The organism is Aureimonas sp. N4 (assembly GCF_001463925.1).
In the GTDB taxonomy this organism is placed as follows: domain Bacteria; phylum Pseudomonadota; class Alphaproteobacteria; order Rhizobiales; family Rhizobiaceae; genus Aureimonas; species Aureimonas ureilytica_A.
This window is the reverse complement of the sequence record NZ_BBWS01000036.1, coordinates 77133-97726: the sequence shown is the minus strand read 5'-3', so window position 1 is coordinate 97726 and position 20594 is coordinate 77133. Positions and strand designations below refer to the sequence as shown.

Genomic DNA, 20594 nt, shown 5'->3' with positions numbered 1-20594 from the left:
CGGTCTCAGATGGCGAGCTGCCGGCGCATGTCTTCCAGCCGCTCCATCGCCACCACGCCGTCATGAATGGTCGGCGCGGGCGTCGCCTTGCCCCGCAGCGCGGGGACGACATCGGCCAGGAGCGAGTGATAGCCCTTGTAGTCCTCGTTGGCGGCGGCGGTGAAGTTCGGCTTCCACGTCAGCGTGTCTTCGTTGTCGAGAAGCGTCGCGGCGGGGTCGGCGACCTTAAAGGGCGGGTTGCGGTGCCAGCGCACTTCCACCACGTCCTCGACCTCCAGCCGCTGATGATCGCCCATGATCTCGATGCGCTCCACCGGCGTGCCGCGTGATTGCACCGTGCCCATGACCACCGTGCCGATCGCCCCGCATTCGAAGTCGAAGCCGACATGGAAGAGGATGCGGCCCGGCGTCTTCTCGACCTTGCGCGCCGCGATCCTCGTCACCGGCGAGACGAGATGCGACACGAGGTCCATGTAATGGACGCAGTGATGCAAGAGGAAGCCGGTGTAATCGATATTGCCTTCGAAGTATCCCGGCGCGGTCATGTAATAGCCGGTGAGGCCCAGCACATCGCCGAAGCGGCCTGACTTCAGGACGTTGTGGGCGATCTTGTTGCCGACCGAATAGCGCTTCATGAAGCCGACCAGAAGCGGCTTGCCGGCGCGCTCGGACGCGGCGGCGAGCTGGCGCGCGCCATCGGCCGAGCCCGATGGCGGCTTTTCCATGAAGACGGGCAGGCCCCGCTCCAGGGCTTTCAGGCCGAAGGCGAGATGCTGGTCTGGGCCGACCGCCATGCCGATGGCATCCAGCCCCGGCGTTGCGATCAACTCTTCGGCGTCCTGCGTCAGCGTGCGAACGCCGAACTGCCGCCCGGCGGAGGCGAGCCTGATGCCGTCGATGTCGCAGAGCGCCGCGATCTCGACATCGTGGCGCAGGAGCTGGGGCAAGAGCATCTGCGTCGCGTGGATGCCGCAGCCGATCCAACCGATCCGAAGTGTCATCGTCTGAATTCCGTCAAAGCGAGATGGGATTTGATGAAGGCGGCGCTGGCTTCCAGCCGGGCGCTTTCGTCCTCGTGCGGCGCGCGCCACTGCGCGAAGGGGACGCCGAACCGATCGTCATTGCGCCGGAAGGGCTCCAGCGAGACGGGGCCGGTGTAGGAGACCTCGTGCAGCGCGCGGCAGACGGACACCCAGTCCACCGAGCCCGTGCCGGGAAAGCCGCGATGGTTCTCGTTGGCCTGGAAATGCTTGAGGCGCGAGCCGGCGAGCCGGATGGCCTCGGCGATGGAGGCTTCTTCCATCGCCATGTGGAACGTGTCGAGCATGAGCTGAATGGCGGGATGATCCACCGCGTCAAGCAGCTCAATGGCCTGCTGAGTGGTACACAGGACATCGCTCTCGAAGCGGTTCAGCGGCTCGACGGCAAGCGTCACGCCCGAGCCTGCCGCGTGCGCGCCCGCGATCTGGAGCCCTTCGACGCAGCGCGCCTTGCGGCCCAGGCGCTCGTCTTCCGAGACCGGCGCGGGCGCGCGCCCGGCGAAGACGAGCGGATTGCCGGTCAGCGGGCCGCCGACGATCGTGGCGCCGAGCTCCACGGCGGTATCCACAGCATAGCGGAGATAGTCGACGCCGCCCTGCCAGTTCGGCTTCTCGGCCGAGGAAAGATTGCGCTGGAGATTGACGCGGGCCGCCAGCACCACGCCGAGCCCGGCGTCGGCCAAGGCCTTGGCGGTTTCTCTCGTATCGAGTTCGCCCGGCTCAGGGACCAGCAGCTCGACGAAGTCGAAGCCGAGCGATTTCATCTTGCCGAAGAGCGGGCAATGCTCGGCCCCGAAGGGCCTTGCATATTGCATGGAGATCAACCCGACCGGGTTCATGGAAGCGTCTTTCCTGCGACGTGAAAGGGAGGGGTGCGGATGGGTCAGCCCTTGACCGCGCCCTGCGTGAGACCGCCGACGAGCCGGCGCTGAACAAGAAGGAAGAGGATGGTGACGGGCAGCGCGCCGAAGACGCCGCCAGCGGCCAGCAGGCCCCATTCGATCTGGAACTCGCCGATCAGCGTCTGGATTGCGACCGTGACGGTGCGCACATTTCGCCCGCCCAGCGTCAGCGCATACAGATATTCGTTCCATGCGGTGATGAAGATGTAGATGCCCGTCGAGATGATGCCCGGCAGGGCCAGCGGCAGCACGACCCGGCGCATGGCCGACAGGCGCGAGCAGCCGTCGATCATCGCCGCCTCGTCGAGGCTCTTGGGGATCGCCCCGACATAGCTCGTCAGCATCCAGACCGCGAAGGGAATGGCGGTCGTCGCATTGGCGATGATGAGGCCGAGATGCGTGTCGAGAATGCCGAACCGGCGCATTAGGACGAAGAGCGGCAGGATCAGGAGCACGATCGGGAACATGTTGACGAGCAGGAATTGCAGCATCAACAAGCGCCGCCCCGGAAAGCGGAAGCGCGAGAAGGCATAGGCCGCCGACACCGAGACGAGAAGGCCGAGCGCGACCGTGCCGAGCGCCACGATAAAGCTGTGGCCCATATTGGCGAGAAACGAGGTGCGCCCCAGAAGCCGGGCGTAATTGTCCGCGCTCCAGCCTGCCGGCGTCAGCGACACGCCCCGGGCGACGATCTCGGCCGAGGGGGTGAGCGAGGTCAGCACCATCCAGGCGAAGGGGCCGACCGCGAGCAGCACGACCAGCGCCGCCGGGATGTGAATGGTGAGAAGGCGCTTCAGAAAGCTGGAGCGGTTCATCGTTCCACCTCCCGCATGGTGCGCGCGATATAGACCGCGACGATCGAACCGAGGATGAGAGTGAAGGCGACGGCGATGGACGAGCCATAGCCGAAGTCAAGATTCTGCCGCGCCTTGACGAAGGCGTAGAGCGGCAGGGTCGTGGTAGAATAGCCCGGCCCGCCCCCGGTCATGACGAAGATCACGTCCATCGAGTTCGCGACCCAGATGACCCGCAGGAGACCCGCCGTCGCCAGAACCGGCGCGATGCCGGGCAGGGTGATGTGGCGGAACTGACGCCAGGCGCTCGCCCCGTCGATCGCGGCCGCCTCGTACTGGCTCTTCGGTATGCCCTGGAGCGCGGCAAGGATCATGACCGCGAAGAAGGGAAAGCCCTGCCAAGTCAGTGTCGCGATGATGGCGTAGAGCGCGACGCCGGGATCGGCCAGCCAGGGAACAGCCGTGGTAATGACGGTGAGATAGAGAAGCAGATCGTTCAGCACGCCGATATTGGGATCGTAGATCCAGCGCCACATGAGCGCGATCACCACGCTCGGCAGCGCCCAGGGGATGATGACGAGCGCGCGCGCCAGACCCCGCCAGGCGAACTCCTGATTGAGAAGCAGCGCGGTCAGCAGCCCGAGCCCCATCTGGAGCGGCACGGTCAGCCCGATCCAGATCGCGGTGTTGCCGAGCGCTTCCCAGAAGACGGGATCGGCGAAGAGCTTGACGTAATTGGCGAGCCCGACAAACCGGCTAGCATTGGGCTTGAACAGCACGAGATCGGTAAAGCTCGTCACCACCGCCTCGATCATCGGCAGGAAGACGACGACGAGCACCACGAGAACCGCCGGAGCCAAAAGTGCATAGGGCATGAGCCGCGCCCGCGAGAAGGCTCGGCGGGTGCGGGGCGCGCCCTCCAGGGCGGCCAGATCGTCAAGACTGGACATCGGAAAACCTCGCTGGCCGGGCGGATGTCTACCTACGGCACTCGAAGAAAAGGCGCGCCGCCGCCCGAACGCGGATCGCACGGAAGGCGGCGCGGCCGAGCCTCGGAGGCTTGCAACCCGAACGGGTCGATGCGGGCGGAGGGCATGTTTGCGGCTCACGCTTGGCGGCGAGCCGGAGAATGCGCCCTCCCCCGTCGAAGAGCAGCTTCTTTACTGCGCAAACAGGGATTGCAGGCGCTTCATCATCTCGGCCGAGCTAATCTGCCCGGTCATGGCCTGCTGCATCATCGGCTGCCAGGTCGTGTTGACGAAGTCGGCGGTCGCCGAGGATTGCGGCAGAACGGCCGCGAAGGGCAGCGAGGCGAGCGTCGCATCCACGAAGCGCTTTTCATGGCCTGTCCAGCCCGCCGAGCCGGTCTTGGTCACCGGAAGCTGGTTGGTGGCCTTCACGAACTCGACATTGTTTTCGGGCTCGGCCAGGAACGAGATCCACTTCCACGCGGCGTCCTTGGCCTCGGACTGCGAGAAGATGGCGAGCGACTCGTCGCCGTAGGATGTCCACGCCTTGCCGTCGCAGGCCGGCACGGGCACGGCCGACACCTTGTCGCCGAGCGCGGCGACCAGATCCTTGGACGAGCCGATATGGTGGATCGTCATCGCCGTCTTGCCGGATTTGAACGCGCCGATGATCTCCTGGAACCCGTCATTGGGCGAGGAAGGCGGGATCGACTTGTCCTGCGCGAACATGTCGATCAGCCATTGATTGGCGGCGATGGCTTGGGGGTTGTCGAGCCCGCCGGGCTTGAGCTCGGCCCCGCGCGAGAAGACGAACTTACCCCATTGGTCCCAGCCGCCCTTGCCGCCCCGGAAGCCGAAGCCATAGGTTTCGGGCGCCTTGGTCAGCGTCTTGGCGGCGGTGCGGAATTCCTCGCAGGTCTTGGGCGGCTGGAGGCCGGCGGCTTGGAACAGGTCCGTGCGATAATAAAGATAGAGAACGACATATTGGATCGGCAGGTAGTAGTTCTGCCCGTCCGGCCCGGCGTTCAGCTTCAAGAGATTGTCGAGAAGCTCGGCCTTGCCGGGCCAGGCGTCGATCCGCGCGCCCAGCGGCTCCAGCGCGCCCATTTCCAGAAGGCGCGGCTGGGCGAAGAGCTTCACCATGGCCGCGTCCGGCGCGTTGCCGCCGACCAGCGCCGTGTAGAGATTGTCGTAATAGCTGTTCCAGGGAACGTTCTCGGCCTCGATCGTGACGCCCGGATTGGCCTTCTGGAACTTGTCCACGAGCGCCGACATCGGGTTCTCGGGATTGTCGAAATGGTACCAGAAGCGCACCGTCTCGGCCTGCGCCCCGGTTGCGCCGAGCGTGGTGATGAGCGCGAGCGCGCTGGCGAGCGCCTTCAGCTTGGTCATGATTGTTCCTCCCGTTTTTCGTTCAGATCAGGCCGCGCACGAATTGCGCGGCCCGCCCCAGCGCCTCCCGAGCCTGGGGCAGTTCGTTCGTCATCTGCAGGAAGCCGTGAACGACCCCCGGCACGATCTCCAGCCGCTCCGGGCGGCCCAACGCTTGCAGGCGGCGCTCCAGGTCGAGACTGTCGCCCAGCAGCGGATCGACGCCCGCCGCCATCAGATGGAGCGGCGGCAGGGCTTTCAGCGCGGCCTCGCTGGCGAGCGCGGGCGATGCCAGCGGATCGGCGCGCGCGGCCTCGTCCTTCAGATAGAAGTCCCAGTAGCGCTGCATCTTGCCGCGCGTCAGGCCCGGCCCGTCCGCGAAGGTCCGGTAAGCCTCCGTCGCGAAATCGGCGGCATAGACGCCGTAGAACAGAAGCGCGGCGTCGGCCTGTGTGCGGCCCGCCTCATGCACGAGCGCCGACAGGCAGAGCCCGGCCCCGGCGGAATCCCCGGCCAGAACCAGCGGCCCCTCGCGCAGGCCGAGCGCGCGCGTCGCCTCGAACAATCCGCGCCAGGCGGCGACCACATCCAGAAGCCCCGCCGGAAACGGATGCTCGGGCGCAAGGCGATAATCGGGCAGCACCACGGGCAGGCCGGTTTCGACGGCGAGCACCCGCGCGCAGCGCTCATGCGTCTCAGGGCTGCAAAAGGCAAAGCCGCCGCCATGCACGAACAGGATTGCGCCCTCACGCGCGCCGGGCGGCACGAGAACCAGAAGCCGCGTGCGCGCCGAGCCGAGCGCGGGGTCGGCCGGCACGAAGGCTTCGGCACGCTCGGCCATCTCGGGCATATCGACGTTCCAGCGGCGGTTGCCCGCCTCCGCCAAGGCGCGCCCCTCGGCTGGCGGCAGGGTCGTCGGGTCGGGCTGCGGCCCGTCCTCGCGCGCCATGCGCTCCATCAGCACCGCCATGTCGGGCGCGAGGTCGGTGGACAGGACACTCACTGCAGCTGCTCCGGGAAGACGTTCGGCCCGAAATCGACGATCGTCGCGATATGGTGGAAAAGCGCGGACGAGGCGGCTTCGAGATCACGCGCCTCGATCGCGGCGACGATGGGCTCGTGCCGGCGCGCCGTCTGCGACAGGTCGCGCGGCTCCAGACTGCGCGAGATCTTGAAGCGGTGATTGTGGATCAGGCAGCGGCGTAGGATCGGGTCCAGCGCGTCGAGCCGCGCGTCCGCGAAGATGCGGGCGTGAAAATCGCGGTCGATGGCAGCCAGTTGCAACTCGTCGCCCTGCCCCGCCGCGTCCACCATGCCCGCCAGCATCTCCTTCAGATCGGAAACCAGCGTCCGGCTGGGATGGCGCAACACATGCACGATGCCGCGACACTCGATCGACTGGCGAATGCGGAACAGCTCCACCGCCTCTTCCGGCGTGCAGGGCGAGACCTGCGTGCCGCGATAGCCATTGCGCTGCACCAGCCCTTCGTCCTGGAGCTGAAGCAGGGCCTCGCGCACCGTCCCCTGGCTGCATCCAAAGCGCGTCGCGAGTTCCAGCTCGACCAGAAGGCGCCCGGGCGGCAGTTCGCCCAGCATGATCTCCCGCTTGAGCGCGGTGAAGGCGAGCGCGGATTTGCTTGTCGCGGGGCGACGGGCCGAGCCGGACGGGCGCGCGTCCCTCTGTTCCACCTCTTCCACATCGACCTCCTTGCTTCACACTATCAATATCATTATTGATAATCGGGGAAAGATCAAGCGGCCTGGGAGAGGCTGGGGAGGAAACGAATGTCCGCTATCGTGCTTGACGGGCTGCGCAAGGATTACGGCTCGGTCAACGTGATCCGCCGCGTCGATCTGTCGATCGCGAGCGGGGAGTTCGTGGTGCTGGTCGGCCCGTCCGGCTGCGGCAAGTCCACGCTTCTGCGCATGATCGCGGGGCTGGAAGAGATTTCGGGCGGGCAATTGTCCATCGGCGGGCGCGCGGTCGGCCATCTGCCCCCGGCCGAGCGCAATATCGCGATGGTGTTTCAGGATTACGCGCTCTACCCGCATATGAGCGTCGAGGAGAATATGGGCTTCGGCCTGAAGATGCGGGACGCGGACAAGGCCGGGATCGACGCCAAGGTGAAGGGCGCGGCCGGCATCCTGAAGATCGAATCCTTTCTGGATCGGCGCCCGGCACAGCTTTCGGGCGGCCAGCGGCAGCGCGTCGCCATGGGCCGCGCCATCGTGCGTGAGCCCGACGCCTTCCTGTTCGACGAGCCTCTCTCCAATCTCGACGCCGCGCTCCGCGTCGAGATGCGCCTCGAGATCGCGCGGCTTCACCGGCGCATGAAGGCGACGACCGTTTACGTGACGCACGACCAGACCGAGGCGATGACGCTCGCAGACCGGATCGTGGTGATGAATGGCGGCCATATGGAGCAGGTCGGGCCGCCGCTCGAACTCTACCATCGGCCGAAGACGCTCTTCGTCGCCCGCTTCATCGGCAGCCCGACCATGAACACGCTGGAGTGCGGCGCGCCGGTCGTGGGGCCGGGCGCGCTGCGCCTGCGTCTTCCCCAGCGCGAAATCCAGTTGCCGCTTGCCCTCGCCTTCCCCGCGCCGGAGCGGCTGACGCTCGGCATCCGCCCGGAAGACCTCCGCCTGTCCTCGCCCGAAGAGGCCTGGTTCACCGGCGAACTGGCGATGGTGGAGCGTCTGGGCAGCCAGACCTTCGGATATCTGGAAGCCGGCGGCGAACGCCCGATCACGGTCGAGTTCCCGCGCGACAGCTCGGTTCAGGTGGGCGAGCGCCTGTCGGTGGCGGGCGACCCGGCACGGGCTCACCTGTTCGACAGCGCGACCGGCCAAAGGGTCGAAGCGACAGCCATAGCCGGCGCCTGACAGGCGCGCTGCGCTCGCCAGCGAAGCGCGAGTTGTCAGAGGCCAACTCGCAGGCCCCTGCATCGGCGGCAGCGCGGCCTGCAACCGATCTCAACGCCGCAAGCCGGCCGCAGGGGGAAACTGCGACCGGCTGACGAGAGCGGTTTTCAGGAGAGCGCGCGACGGACGCGCCCTCTTTGTCAGCCGCCCTGGAGCGAGGCGGAACTTTACTTGGTGGTGGTGGCAACCGTCGAAGACGTGGTTTCCTTCGTGTCGGCCGTCGTCGCCTTGGCCTGATGCGCGACCGGCACGGCGTTCACGTCCAGAACATCGAAGCGGATGCGCTCTTCGGTCCCCTTCAGAAGGGCGTTCGCCTCATAGAACTTGCCGCCGTCGATCAGCTTGGCCGCCTCGCCGATGTCATGGGCCGTCTTGTCCAGCGGCAGCACCGCCATGGAGAAGCCGACATTCACATCGGCCAGCTTCAATGTTTCCAGCGCGGCCTTGCGGTCGCCCTTCTGGACGCTTTCGTTGGCCTTCTTGATGGCTGCGGCCTTCTCGGGCGTCGCCACGAAATCCTCGCCCAAGACGAGCTGGCCGTCGATCGGCAACCAGGCGACCTCCTGCGTCACGTCATCGGTCGCGGTCTTGGCGGAGCCCTTGGTCTTTTCGGCGATCTGGTTCAGCTTGGCGTCGAGCTTGTTCTCGGCCTTCCAGAACACCGCATCGTCGGTCTTGGCCTTGTCGATGGCTTTCTCGGCCTTGGCGATCAGGGTCTTGGCGTCCTTCGGATCGGCATTGAAGATGGCCAGCCGCGCGTCATGCATATCCCGGAAGGCCTGCGCCCCGTCCGCCGACAGCTTGCCGACATCCTTGTCCGCCGTCTTTTCCGCCGCGACAACGGCTGCGGGCTCGGCTTTGGCGGCCTGGTCGGCGGCATAAGCGCCCCCAACGGCGGTGCTGGCCAGCAAAACGGCGGCAACAACCTGATACGCTTTCATCGTGCTTCTCCTATCGAATGACTTGAACCCGTGGTTACTCCGTTGCGACCAGAAATTCCGTGGTCATCGAGTTCGAGGGAATAACATCGGCGTGAGAACGCAGTTTCATTACCATTCCATTAAAGTTACTTTGCAGAAGTGACATTCCGATCGTCTGAATTCTGGAAAACTATACTGTCGCGCAGCAACCAACTGCTGCGCACCGCCCCAGTCCTCGCTTCGACCTGGCCGGCAGCGCGACTGGCGGGGCGACGCGGCCCTGTTCTCGCGCTTTGTTGGAACGGCGAGGGGTTGCCCCTATTGCTTCGCCTAACTTATTAAAGCGGATGACTTCAAACTCCGCTCTTGCCCGCCGAACCGTCCGTTCGGCATTCGCTTTGACTGGCTTCGTTCTCTTGATCAGCCTCACCCCGGCCTACGCGCTGAGCGCGCGGGAGCTGGCTGAGATGAAGCAGCTGACCCCCACCGACCGCATGATCCAGGTCTGCTTTCTGAAGCTCGAAGACCGCATCTCCCGCGAGACCGCCTATCGCAATGTCGACCGCGTCATGATGGACGCCTTCTCGCGCGGCGAGATCGAGGGGCGTTCGCTGCGCGCCGACGGCGCAGCCTTCCGGGACAAAGGGCAGTGGTTCCGGCTTCGCTTCCGGTGCGCGGTGACGCCGGACCGCCTCCAGGTCGAAAACCTCCATTACGACGTCATCTCGAAGACACCGATCCCGCTGGGAGAGTGGGAGAAGCACAAGCTCTTCCCCTGAGCGCCGAGTTCGGAACCTCACGAACCCGCGACCATTAGCCAGGTATGATTTCGAACGGCGACATCCTCCTGCGGCTTCTCGCGGCCGCCGCGCTCGGCAGCCTGATCGGACTGGAGCGCGAGCGCCTTTTATGGTCGGCGGGCATCCGAACGCATATGCTGGTCTGCGTCGGCGCCTGCCTGATCATGATCGTCTCAGCCTATGGCTTCCAGAACGCCACCGCGATGGAGCATGTCACGCTCGATCCCTCGCGCATCGCCGCGCAGGTCGTCTCGGGCGTCGGCTTTCTGGGCGCGGGCGCGATCCTTCTGAAAGGGAATGTCGTTCGCGGCCTGACCACGGCGGCCAGCATCTGGGCCGTTGCGGCGCTGGGGCTCGCGGCGGGCGGCGGTCTTTATGTGGCGGCCTTCATGGCGACCGCCATCATTCTCATCATCCTCGCCGGCATCAAGCCGCTGGAGGACATGTACCGCACAAGGCTGCAAGCCTGCTTCGTGCATATCCAGGCCGATCGGGGCGCCCTGTCGCTGCATGACATCAAGACATGTCTGCGCGTGCGCAACGGCCAGATCAAGCGCATCACCCAGACACTCGGGCCGGATGGCGAGGACGATCTCCTCCTGCATCTCGTGCGTGTCGCGCCGCAAGCCATTCGCGGCCGCACGTCCGTTCTGGCCACGCGCCCCGGCGTGCGCTCGGCGCAGGTCGAGCGCGGCAAGGACCGATCCGGCCTTCCGACATGGTCCAGCAAGGGCAAGCTGCGATAGGTCGCGCGTCGTCCCGGTCGGCCCACGCGCTCTCCTATGCCGCGACGCCCGGCACAGAATCCGTGCGGTGAATCAGCCCCATGATCGCCTCGCTCATCCTGGAATAATCGCCGTCATTCGGCACCTCGCCGCGCAAACGATAGGCGTCCATGACGAGGATGCGGTCGGCCAGCGCGATCATTTCCGGCATGTCGCTGGTGATGACGATCACGGCCGTGCCGGCATCGGCGAGTTCGCGCAGGAGATCGTGCAGATAGGCCTTGGTCTTGATGTCGATGCCGACCGAGGGCTCGTCGACGATCAGGATGCGAACGCCCGCCGCCAGCCATTTGGCGACGCTGATTTTCTGCTGGTTGCCGCCCGACAGATTGCCCACCGTCTGCGACAGGCTCGGCGTCTTCACCTCCAGCTTGGTGATGAAGGGCTCGACGGCCTCGCGCACGCGGGCATCCGTCAGGAAGCCGAAGCGCCCCGCAAGCCGGCGCCAGATCGCGATGCCGGCATTGTCCAGAACCGAATGGGCGAGAACGAGGCCGTTGCCCTTGCGGTCCTCGCTGACATAGCCGATGCCGTGTTGGTGGATCGCTTCCGAGACATGCGAAATATGGACGGGTGCGCCGGCCACTTCCACCGTTCCGGCCGTAATGGCGGACTGGCCGATGATGCAATGGGCGAGTTCCGTGCGACCCGCGCCGACCAGCCCGTAAAGTCCGACAATCTCGCCCGGCCGAACCTCCATGTCGATGTCGCGATGGCCGAGCGCTGTGGACACGCCCGAAAGGCGCAGGAGCGGAGCGTCCGTGCGGCGCTGGGTGGCTTCCGCGCGGCGCGGCGCTTCGCGCTCGGCGCGCCCGATCATCAGGCGCACGATGTCCTGCCGGCCCATGCCCTCCATGGAACGGCTGGGGCAGGCATTCTCGCCGTCGCGCAGCACGGTCACGCGGTCGCAGATCTCCTGCACCTCCTCCAGCTTGTGGCTGACGAAGACGAGGCTCGCGCCGCCATCGCGCAGTTTCTTGAGGAACGAGAACAAGCGGTCGGTCTCGTTGGAGGTGAGCGAAGCCGTCGGCTCATCCAGGAGCAGGACGCGCGAACGGGACGACAGGGCTTTCGCGATCTCCACCATCTGCATCTGCGCGACGCTGAGGCGGGAGACGGGCGTGCGCGGGTCGATGTCGAGGCCGAGCATCTCCAACCAGCGCTCGGCCTGGGCGTTCAGGGCGGCATAGTCCACGGGCTTTACGAGAAAGCCCGCGATCTGTTCCAGATGGATGTTCTCGGCCACCGAGAAACGCCCGATCAGATTGCGCTCCTGATGCACGACGCCGATCCGGTTCGCGATCGCCTCGCGCGGATTGCCGAAGCTGACGGGTTGTCCGTCGAGCACGAGCGCGCCGCCATCGGGCCGGTGAACGCCGGTGATGATCTTGATCAGCGTCGATTTGCCCGCGCCGTTTTCGCCGAGCAGCGCATGGATCGAATGGGTCTCCAGCGAGAGGGAGACGCCCTTCAGCGCCTTGACGCCGGGAAAGGACTTCTCGACGCCGCGCGCCTCGAACACCGCGCTCATCGTGCGCCCCCTTTCAAAGCCCGTGCAAGGCGCGCTTCGCGCAGGCGATTGAGGCCGACCGCCGCGAGGATCATCGCGCCGAGCACGATCTGCACCAGGAACGGGTCGAAGTTGAAGAGAACGAGAAGCTGCGTGATCACGGCGACGATGGCCGTGCCGAAGAGCGTCGCCGCGACGCTGACATGCCCGCCCGAGAGCACCGCGCCGCCGATCACGGGCGCGGCGAAGGAGAGAATGAGCCAATCGTCACCGATGGTCGGCTGGCCGATCTGAAGCCGCGCGACGAGAAGAACACCGGCAAGCGCCGCCAGAAACCCCGAGGCCGCATGGGCGACCGTCACCGTCAGCCCGACCGAGACGCCCGACAGTTCGGCGGCGTGGCTGTTGCCGCCGACCGCCAGGATGAAACGGCCAATCGGCAGGCGCGAGAGCACATACCAGAGGCCGAGCGCGGCGAGGATGGTCGGCACCATCAGCCAGGGCACCGGGCCGATCAGAAGCGCCTGACCGAAGCTCTTCACGCTGTCGGCCACGCCATAGAAGGGCTCGGCGCGCGTGATGCCGAGATTGATGCCCTTGAAGATGGAGAGGCTCGCCAGCGTGATGACGAAGGCGGAAATGCCGGTCCAGTTGATGAAAAGCCCGTTGAGCAGCCCGCAGCCGAGGCCGAGCGCCAGCGCCGCCAGCGCGGCCAGCGGCGCGGGAACGCCGAACTGGTCCATCAGCCCGGCGAAGGTGATGGCGGCGAGGCCCCCGATCGCGCCGATCGACAGGTTCATCTGGCCGATCGCGATGATGATCATCTGCGAAAAGGCGATCAGCGCGTTCACCGCGACGGCGAGAAGCAGAACCTGAATGTTGAGCGGCGACAGGAAGGACGGGGCCAGCGCGCCGGCGATAGCCATGGTCGCAAGGAGCACCGCGGCGGGACCGAACCAGTCGGCGCGCAGGAGGCGCGAGGCCGCGGTTTGCGGTGAGGCAGCAGACAGGCTCATGCGAGATTCCTCCGCGCGAGGAAGGAGCGGCGGGACTTGTCGATCAGCACGGCGAAGAGAAGCAGCAGCCCGAGGAAGGACTGGATCCAGAATTCGCCGAGTTGCAGCAGAAGCAGGCCGCTGGTGAGAAGCGTGACGAGCAGCGCGCCGAGCGCCGTGCCGGTGACCGAGACCTTGCCACCGTTGAGCAGCGTGCCGCCGAGCACGGGGCCGAGAAAGGCCGGCAGGAGCCAGTCCTGCCCGAGCTGGCCGGCCATGGAGGGGATCGCCGCGCCGTTGCGCGCGACCAGCATCAAGGCGGCGGCGGCCGCCAACACGCCCGACAGGACATGGCAGAGAATGAAGACGCGCCCGACCCGCACGCCCGACAGCTCGGCGGCTTCCGGCCGCGCGCCGGCCGCCAGCATCTCGCGCCCGAGCGCGGTGAAGCGATAGAGATAGACGAGCGTCAGCATGACCGCGAGCGTCACCAGAAGCAGCGGCGAGACAGAACCGGCGATCTTGGCGCGGCCGAGGGCGAGGAAGTCCGGCGGCAATTGGCGGAAGGATTCGGCGCGAGTGAGATAGATCATCGCGCCGAAGAAGATGCTCATCGTCGCCAGCGTGATGATGAAGGAATGCAGGCCCGTTCGCACCACGGTCCAGCCATTGACGAAGCCGAGCGCCGCGCCGGTGCCGAGCCCGACGAGAACCGCCAGCGGCCAGGGCAGGCCGAGACGCTCCACCGCGAAGCCGAAGCTCATGGCCGCGCAGACGCCGATCGCGCCGACCGCGAGATTCAGCCCGCCCGTCACGATCACGGCCATCATGGACAGGCCGATCACGATGCCGACCGCCGCCGTGCGCCCCAGGGTGAAGAGATTGAAGGGCGACAGGAAGCCGTTGGCGAAACTCGCGAACCCTAAGCCGAACAGGAGGATCAGGACGAGAAGGCCGAACTCGTTGGACAGAAGCAGGCCGGGGCCGGTTCGCGGTCTCGGGGGGCTCAAGGCCTTGGCGTCGTCGAGAGTCATCGCGTGGCTCCTGCGAAAGATGAATTCGGTCGGCGGGCGGCCCCCGCGCCGATGGGAGGCGGGGCCGCGCCGGAAGGCGGGGGCGAAAGCGGCTGGGAGCTTTGGAGCGGGAGGGCGGAGGCGCGTTCATCAAACCTCCGCCGCCTCTCGCGGCGAAGGCGAGATCATGCCTCGGCGGCAACAGCGCTTGGCATCGCCCGCTTCAGGCGGCGGGCCGGATCAGGTGCATTCGCCCCTCCCCCGCCCGCCGGAGCACTGACCTCAGGGACAGGTCAGATACGTGGTCGCGAAGTCTGCGAGCAGCGTCTTGGTCTTGTCGCGCATGGCGTCGACATAGGTGTCCACCTGATCGGCGGCGACGAAGATCGTGCCGGAGTCGATGAACTTCGATGTCAGGGCGTTGGCCTTGAAGGGCGCGTCGGCCTTGACCGTGCAGCCGCTGCGCAGCTTGTCGAGCGCGAAGGCGCCGATATAGCCCTGGCCATAGGGATTCTGGAGCATGGTGCCCGACACGAACCCGTCCTTGATCGCCTTCAGCACCACCTCGTCATGGTCGATGCCGACCATCTTGATGCGCTTGTCGCCGATCTTGCGCAGCGCGTTGGAGGCGACGACGGCGGGCACCCAGGCGGTGGTCACGATGCCGTCCACCTCGCTCGCGTGCGCCGCGAGATAGGCGTTGATCTTCTCTTCGGCGGGCTCGGGCGCGTCGATATCGGCGATGACCTGAACCACCGTCGCGCCGCCTTCCTTGGCCGCCTTTTCCACCGCGTCGATGCGCAGCTGGGTGTTGGGGTCGACCAGGAAGCCGGTGAAATGGGCGATGCGCTTGCCCGGACCCAGAACCTTCAGAAGCTCCTTGGTGCCGAGATAGGCCGAGTTGCCGGTGTCGGTGCCGAGGCAGAAGGCGGCTTCCGACGGGTCCTTCAGGCAGCCCGCGCCGGTCACGACGGGCGCGCCGTTGCCGACCAGTTCCGACACGGTGGAGGCCGTGCCGACGCTGTCGCCGGGGAAGATCAGGAAGCCGTTATAGCCCTGGCTCAACATGCTTTCGAGCAGCTGGTTCTGCTGGCTCAGCTCCCATTTCTGGGGAACCTTGTAGTCCGCGCCGGCCAGACCGAAATCCTTCGCCGCGTCCTTGGCCGCCTGATCCCAGGCCGAAAAATACGGATGAGGGCCGCCCGGCACCAGCCCGATGCGGCTATCGTCGGCGGCCAAAGCGGCCGAGCCGCAGCCCAGAAGGAAAGCCGCTCCCATGAGACAGCGATTGAAATGGCGCATGATCGATCTCCCTGACGTCTCTTGGTCGCTGCCCCGTTCCACTCCGGCCTCCCGGAGCCCACCGAACCGGCTTGCATCTCACTCTGCAATCCTAGTATCCTTGTATCCAAGCTGCAACGGGATTTTCTCATGACGCGCTCGACAGCCGGCCAACAGGTCGCCGAACGGCCCTCGGGCGCGCCGCAGGATGGCGGCCTGGGCCAGCTCGCGCTCGTGCTCGACCGACGCGGCTCGGTGGCCGATCAGGTCCATGCCGCGCTGCGCAAGGCGATTCTCGACGTGTCGCTGACGCCGGGCGCGGCGATCAGCGAGAACTCGATCTGCCGTCAGTTCGAGGTGTCGCGCACGCCGGTTCGCGCGGCGATCCAGCGCCTGTCCGAAGAAGGGCTGGTGGATGTCTTCCCCCAGCAGGGCAGCTTCGTGTCGCGCATCAAGATCGGCGGCATCCACGACAGCCATTTCGTGCGCCGCACGCTGGAAATCGCGCTGGTGCGCGAGGCCGCCAGGCGCTGGACGCCGGAGGCCGGGGCGCGCCTTAGCGCCATCCTGCGCGCGCAGGAAGAGACGATCGCGGCGGGCGACGTGGACGGGTTCCACCGCGAGGACGAACGCTTCCATCAGCTGATCGCCGTGGAGGCCGGGCGCGAGGGCGTCTGGCCCCATATTCTGGCGACCAAGGCGCAGCTCACGCGCTTCATCCGCTTTTCCGGCAATTCGGAGCGCCTGCCCGTCGTGGTGGAGGAGCACGGGCGCATCGGCGCGGCGCTCGGCGCGCGAGATGCCGACGCGGCGGAGGCGGCGCTCACCGCCCATCTCGACAAGATCTTCATCCTGTTCGAACACATGCCCGACGAGGAACGTCGGCATTTCGAACCTTGACCTCATCCAACCAGGAAGGGCGCGAGCCTATGGAACTCAACGGCAAGGTGGCGGTGGTCACGGGCGCGTGTGGCGGCATCGGGCGCTCGATCGTTCAGGCGCTGGCTACCTCGGGCGTGCGTCTGGCGCTGGTGGACCGCGAGGCCGCGAGCCTTGCCGCCTTGTGCGCCGAGCTTCCCGTCGAGGCCGAGGGCTTCGCCATGGACCTCGCCGACCCGCAAGCCGTTCAAGCGGGCGCATCGTCCATTCTCCAGCGCTTCGGCACGGTGGACATTCTCGTCAACAATGCGGGCATCCTCTCGCCCGACAAGCTGGACGCCGTGACGCTCCAGCACTGGCACGCGCTGATGGCGGTCAATCTCGACGCGGCGCTGCTGCTCTCTCAGGCCTTCGTGCCAGGCATGAAGGCCAAGAGCTGGGGCCGGCTCGTGAACATCTCGTCCTATGCCTGGAAGTCGGGCGGGCTCACCGCCGGCACGGCCTATTCGGTGTCCAAGACGGCGCTGGTCGGGCTCACCTTCTCGCTGGCGCGCGAGCTGGCGGGCTCCGGCATCACGGCCAATGCCGTCGCGCCCGCCTATGTCGTCTCGCCCATGATCCTCGATCAGCTGACGCCCGAGGCGCTGGAGCGCCAGCGCAAGGCCATTCCGGTCGGCCGCCTGTGCCAGCCCGAGGAAGTGGCCCATGCCGTCTCCTTCCTCGTCTCGCCGCTCGCCGGCTTCATCACCGGCGAGGTGATCGACATGAATGGCGGCATGGAATTCGGCTGAGCACCCTCGCCTGCCGCCGTTTCCCTTCATCCTGCCGAGATCGCCATGACCGACCGCCCCCGCCTGTCCGATGCCACGCTGCCGCTTCTGCCGCCCGGCATCGGGCGCGTCGCCTATGAGAGGGGCGCGGCGCGGGCGGGCATCGTGCATCTCGGCCTCGGCGCGTTCCATCGCGGCCATCAGGCCGTCTTCGCGGACGACGCCCTGGCGCGGGGCGATATGGGCTGGGGCGTGGTCGCCGCCTCGCTGCGCTCACCGGACACGCGCGACGCGCTCGCGCCCCAGGACGGGCTCTACACCTTCGCTCTGAGAGACGGGGCCAAGGTCGAGGCGCGCGTCATCGGCTCGCTTCTGCGCATCCTCGTCGCGCCCGAAGACCCGGAGGCGCTGGTCGCCGCGCTGGCCGACCCGGATGTGAAAATCGTCACGCTGACCGTGACGGAGAAGGGCTATGGCATCGACCGCGCGACCGGCGGGCTCGACCGGGCGGATGCAGGCATCGCAGCCGATTTTCGCCCCGGCGCCATACCCTCCACGGTGCTGGGCTTTCTCGCGGCCGGGCTCGACCGGCGTCGGCGGGCCGGCGCGCCGCCCCTCACCCTCATTTCCTGCGACAACCTGCCGAAGAATGGCGAGATGCTGCACCGCGTTCTCCGCGAATTCGCCGCCGAGAAGGACGAAGCGCTCGGGCGCTATGTCGAGCGCGAGATCGCCTGCCCCTCCTCCATGGTGGACCGGATCGTGCCCGCGACGACAGAGGCCGACCGCGAGGCGATCGGCGCGCTGACAGGGTTGCACGACGCCTGGCCGGTTCTGGCCGAGCCGGCCTTCGACTGGATCATCGAGGATCGCTTCGCCGGCGAGCGCCCGCCCTTCGAGGCGAGCGGCGTGCGCTTCGTGAGCGATGTCGAGCCCTATGAGCATATGAAGCTGCGGCTTCTGAACGGCGCGCATACCGCGATTGCCGCGATCGGGCGGCTGGCGGGCTTCGAGACCGTGCCGGAAACCGTGCGGCATCCCGCCGTTCAGGCGTTCCTCGCGCGCTTCTGGGCGGAGGTCGAGCCGACGCTTTCGATCGACCCCGCCATCGCGCGGGCCTATCGCGAGGCGCTGCTGCCGCGCTTTTCCAATCCGGCCTTGCCGCATCGCACCGCGCAGATTGCGACCGACGCCTCGCTGAAAGTGCCCCAACGCCTCGTTGCGCCCCTGCGCGAGCGGCTGGCGCGGGGCGAAAGCGTGGAGGCGCTGACCTGCGCGCTGGCCGCCTGGGTGCGATCCTGCGGTGGAGTCAACGACGTGGGCACCTCCTATCCGGTCAGCGATCCCGCGCTGATGGCCTGGGCTGGCCGCCCGAACCAGCCACTCGCGCCCCCTGAGGAAGCCAAGGCTTTTCTCGGCTTCGAAGCCGTTTTTGGCCGTGATCTCATTCAGAACGACAGCTTCGCCGCCGCGCTTCGAGAGGCAGTGTCCGACATCGCGGAGACGGGCGTCCTCGCCACACTGGAACGCCGCTTTGGCTGAATGCAGCCGTGAGACGGTCATTGCCGTCAAACGACATCGCCCCCCAAAACGGGAGGGCGACGCGGCGGGTCAGCCCGATGCTTCGCCGGTCAGGCGTAGTAGTCGGGCGCGTGCTTGAAGGTCGGCCAGGCGTCCGGGTCGTGCCCCGTCACAACCGTCGCGCCCGTTCGCTCGGCGAGCGTGCGCATCTTCTGCACCGAGCGCACCGTATCCACGGTGGAGGCGAGGAAGCCCGGCAGCGCCTTTTCGTCCCAATGGTCGAGCGTATAGGCGGCGTCGATGGTGAGCAGCATGGGCTTCGACTGCGGCAGGCGGACGAGGAAGGACTGGTGTCCCGGCGCATGGCCCGGCGTGAAGACCGTGGTCAGCGTGCCGTCGCCATAGATGTCGTAATAATCGTCCGCCTCACCGTTCAGGAACTGCCATTTCAAGCCGGGCTTGTCGAAATCCTTGCGGATATAGCCGCCCGCCGCGAACCAGTCCGGCGTGAAGGCATATTCGTATTCCGAGCGCTGGACGATATGCGTGGCGTTGGGAAAGCGCCCGATCGCGCCGGTGTGGTCGAGATGGAGATGCGACTGCACGACATAGCGGACGTCGGCGGGGTCGAAGCCCAGCGCCTTGACCTGATCGACGCAGCCCTGGTCCTTGTCCAAGACCGGCCAATAGACATCGCAGATGCCGCCCCAATGGGCGCGCGGGTCGCTCGCCACCTCGATGGCGTTGCCGCCGTCGATGATCGTATGCCCCTTGGGATGGGTGATCAGGAAGAAGGGAACGGGGATCTCGTAATCCGCGCCATTGCCCTGGTTCATCTTGATGTTGTGGACCTTGCACTTCAGCGTTCCCGACTGAAGCATGTAGAGCCGGATGTCCGTCATTCATTTCCTCCCTGGAGACGGTGTATGGGTGTTGGAGACAGGCGTCAAAACGCCTCGGTGTAGAGCGCGAGCGCGTCTGCTTGCGTGACCTCGACCGGATTGTTCACGAGAAGCCGCGTCTGCTTCATGGCGTCGGACGCCAGAAGCGGCAGGCTGTCTTGCGTGACGCCGACATCGCGCAGGCGACGCGGCGCGCCGCTCTCGTCCATCAGGCTCTGCATGGCGGCAACGAAAGCGTCGGAGCGCGCGGAGGCATCGCCCGCGCCCGGCACGCCGAGAACATCGGCCAGCTCGGCATAAAGTGGCGCTGCGGCTGCCGCGTTGAAGCGCAGCACCGGCCCCAGCATCAGCGCGTTCGAAAGCCCGTGCGGGATATGGTAATGGCCGCCCAGCGGATAGGCGAGCGCGTGGACCGCCGCGACCGGCGAGTTGGCGAAGGCCTGCCCCGCCAGCATCGCGCCGAGCAGCATGGCCTCGCGCGCCGCGCGGTCGGAGCCGTCGCGGCAGACGGCCACGAGATTGGCGCCGAGCAGGCGCAGCGCCTCCCGCGCGAGCGCGTCGGAGAGCGGGTTCTTCTTGTGCCGGCTCGTATAGGCCTCGATCGCATGGACCATGGCGTCGATGCCGGTGGCGGCCGTGTGGATCGCTGGCAGGCCGACCGTCAATTCGCCGTCGAGCAGAACGTAATCGGCATAGAGCTGGGGCGAGACGACGCCCATCTTGGTTGTCTCGCCGGTGGTCAGGATGGAGATATTGGTGACCTCCGATCCCGTGCCCGCCGTGGTCGGCACCAAGGCGAGGGGCAGGCGCGAGCCCTTCACGTTGCCGATACCGTAAAGCTCCGAGAGAGGCTGCTCGGACACCGCGAGAACGGCCACGAGCTTGGCCACGTCCAGCGAGGAGCCGCCGCCGAGCCCCACCACGATGTCGCAAGCCGCCGCCTTGGCCTTTGCCACGGCGTCCAGCAGAACGGCTTCCGGCGGATCGGCCACCACGGCGTCGCAGATCGTAACGGTGAAGCCGGCGGCTTGGAGATCGGCCGCGATCGGAGCGATCAGCCCGGCCTTCACCAGCCCCGCATCGGTGACGAGAAACGCGCGCCGCGCCGCGAAGCGGTCGCCCAGTCGCTGGCCGAGATGCTGCGCGCCCGACCATTCGACCTGGATAGCCGGCACGGTGCGAAATTCGAAACTGTTGATGGTCATCAAGGCCTCCCAA

Annotated in this window: 20 protein-coding genes; 6 read left to right on the top strand and 14 right to left on the bottom strand. The window is 66.7% G+C overall.

Features of this window, described 5'->3' with window-relative positions:
* Positions 1-5: 5 nt before the first annotated feature.
* The 7 genes from AUL28_RS11080 to AUL28_RS11050 form a co-directional block, all read right to left on the bottom strand.
* On the bottom strand, positions 6-1001 hold the full coding sequence (locus tag AUL28_RS11080) for a Gfo/Idh/MocA family protein (RefSeq protein WP_062232423.1): 996 nt from the start codon (positions 999-1001) through the stop codon (positions 6-8).
* Entirely contained in the window at positions 998-1879 is an 882-nt protein-coding gene (locus AUL28_RS11075; protein WP_062232421.1) for a sugar phosphate isomerase/epimerase family protein, read from the bottom strand. Before AUL28_RS11075 ends, AUL28_RS11080 begins: the two co-directional genes overlap by 4 nt.
* 44 nt (positions 1880-1923) lie before the next feature.
* Positions 1924-2757, bottom strand: coding sequence for a carbohydrate ABC transporter permease (locus AUL28_RS11070; protein WP_062232419.1), 834 nt, complete (start codon positions 2755-2757; stop codon positions 1924-1926).
* Positions 2754-3611 (bottom strand): carbohydrate ABC transporter permease, encoded by an 858-nt coding sequence (locus tag AUL28_RS11065; RefSeq protein WP_306302760.1) that lies wholly within the window; start codon positions 3609-3611, stop codon positions 2754-2756. Before AUL28_RS11065 ends, AUL28_RS11070 begins: the two co-directional genes overlap by 4 nt.
* A gap of 285 nt (positions 3612-3896) precedes the next feature.
* Positions 3897-5096, bottom strand: coding sequence for an ABC transporter substrate-binding protein (locus AUL28_RS11060; RefSeq protein WP_062232416.1), 1200 nt, complete (start codon positions 5094-5096; stop codon positions 3897-3899).
* 22 nt (positions 5097-5118) lie between these two features.
* Positions 5119-6078 carry an alpha/beta hydrolase gene (locus AUL28_RS11055; RefSeq protein WP_244493490.1) on the bottom strand — a complete coding sequence of 320 codons (960 nt, stop codon included), beginning with the start codon at positions 6076-6078 and terminating at the stop codon, positions 5119-5121.
* Positions 6075-6773 carry a GntR family transcriptional regulator gene (locus AUL28_RS11050; RefSeq protein WP_082640401.1) on the bottom strand — a complete coding sequence of 233 codons (699 nt, stop codon included), beginning with the start codon at positions 6771-6773 and terminating at the stop codon, positions 6075-6077. Before AUL28_RS11050 ends, AUL28_RS11055 begins: the two co-directional genes overlap by 4 nt.
* A gap of 87 nt (positions 6774-6860) precedes the next feature.
* Between AUL28_RS11050 and AUL28_RS11045 the strand changes: the two genes are divergently transcribed.
* Positions 6861-7961, top strand: coding sequence for an ABC transporter ATP-binding protein (locus tag AUL28_RS11045; RefSeq protein ID WP_062232415.1), 1101 nt, complete (start codon positions 6861-6863; stop codon positions 7959-7961).
* A gap of 206 nt (positions 7962-8167) precedes the next feature.
* Here AUL28_RS11045 and AUL28_RS11040 read toward each other — a convergent pair whose 3' ends face one another.
* Positions 8168-8941 carry a YfdX family protein gene (locus AUL28_RS11040; protein WP_062232413.1) on the bottom strand — a complete coding sequence of 258 codons (774 nt, stop codon included), beginning with the start codon at positions 8939-8941 and terminating at the stop codon, positions 8168-8170.
* 395 nt (positions 8942-9336) lie between these two features.
* Here AUL28_RS11040 and AUL28_RS11035 point away from each other — a divergent pair, with 395 nt between their 5' ends.
* Entirely contained in the window at positions 9337-9699 is a 363-nt protein-coding gene (locus AUL28_RS11035) for a DUF930 domain-containing protein (protein WP_192843442.1), read from the top strand.
* A 44-nt stretch (positions 9700-9743) separates the two neighbouring features.
* Entirely contained in the window at positions 9744-10466 is a 723-nt protein-coding gene (locus AUL28_RS11030) for an MgtC/SapB family protein (RefSeq protein ID WP_082640399.1), read from the top strand.
* 34 nt (positions 10467-10500) lie between these two features.
* Here AUL28_RS11030 and AUL28_RS11025 read toward each other — a convergent pair whose 3' ends face one another.
* The 4 genes from AUL28_RS11025 to AUL28_RS11010 all read right to left on the bottom strand — a co-directional run bounded on the left by AUL28_RS11025 (position 10501) and on the right by AUL28_RS11010 (position 15325).
* Positions 10501-12036 carry a sugar ABC transporter ATP-binding protein gene (locus tag AUL28_RS11025; RefSeq protein ID WP_062232409.1) on the bottom strand — a complete coding sequence of 512 codons (1536 nt, stop codon included), beginning with the start codon at positions 12034-12036 and terminating at the stop codon, positions 10501-10503.
* Positions 12033-13031, bottom strand: a complete 999-nt coding sequence (locus AUL28_RS11020; protein ID WP_062232407.1) for an ABC transporter permease — start codon at positions 13029-13031, stop codon at positions 12033-12035. The genes AUL28_RS11025 and AUL28_RS11020 overlap by 4 nt, the downstream gene beginning before the upstream one ends.
* On the bottom strand, positions 13028-14044 hold the full coding sequence (locus tag AUL28_RS11015; RefSeq protein WP_082640398.1) for an ABC transporter permease: 1017 nt from the start codon (positions 14042-14044) through the stop codon (positions 13028-13030). Before AUL28_RS11015 ends, AUL28_RS11020 begins: the two co-directional genes overlap by 4 nt.
* Before the next feature lie 261 nt (positions 14045-14305).
* The gene (locus tag AUL28_RS11010) at positions 14306-15325 is read right to left on the bottom strand and encodes a sugar ABC transporter substrate-binding protein (protein ID WP_058636212.1); all 1020 of its coding nucleotides are present in this window, start codon (positions 15323-15325) and stop codon (positions 14306-14308) included.
* Between the two features lie 129 nt (positions 15326-15454).
* Here AUL28_RS11010 and AUL28_RS11005 point away from each other — a divergent pair, with 129 nt between their 5' ends.
* Genes AUL28_RS11005 through AUL28_RS10995 form a run of 3 tightly spaced genes read left to right on the top strand, consistent with a single transcriptional unit; the run spans position 15455 to position 18495 of the window.
* Positions 15455-16204 carry a GntR family transcriptional regulator gene (locus AUL28_RS11005; protein ID WP_062232405.1) on the top strand — a complete coding sequence of 250 codons (750 nt, stop codon included), beginning with the start codon at positions 15455-15457 and terminating at the stop codon, positions 16202-16204.
* Complete coding sequence (locus AUL28_RS11000) at positions 16201-16974, top strand: SDR family NAD(P)-dependent oxidoreductase (RefSeq protein WP_244493489.1); 774 nt, start codon at positions 16201-16203, stop codon at positions 16972-16974. Before AUL28_RS11005 ends, AUL28_RS11000 begins: the two co-directional genes overlap by 4 nt.
* Positions 16975-17019: 45 nt before the next feature.
* Positions 17020-18495: a mannitol dehydrogenase family protein gene (locus AUL28_RS10995; RefSeq protein ID WP_062232403.1), complete on the top strand. Its 1476-nt coding sequence runs from the start codon at positions 17020-17022 to the stop codon at positions 18493-18495.
* Between the two features lie 89 nt (positions 18496-18584).
* Here the strand turns inward: AUL28_RS10995 and attM are convergent, their stop codons facing one another.
* Together attM and AUL28_RS10985 are read right to left on the bottom strand one after the other, a co-directional pair.
* Positions 18585-19376, bottom strand: a complete 792-nt coding sequence (attM, locus tag AUL28_RS10990) for an AttM family quorum-quenching N-acyl homoserine lactonase (protein WP_058636216.1) — start codon at positions 19374-19376, stop codon at positions 18585-18587.
* A 44-nt stretch (positions 19377-19420) separates the two neighbouring features.
* Positions 19421-20581, bottom strand: coding sequence for an iron-containing alcohol dehydrogenase (locus AUL28_RS10985; RefSeq protein WP_062232401.1), 1161 nt, complete (start codon positions 20579-20581; stop codon positions 19421-19423).
* Positions 20582-20594 lie beyond the last annotated feature (13 nt).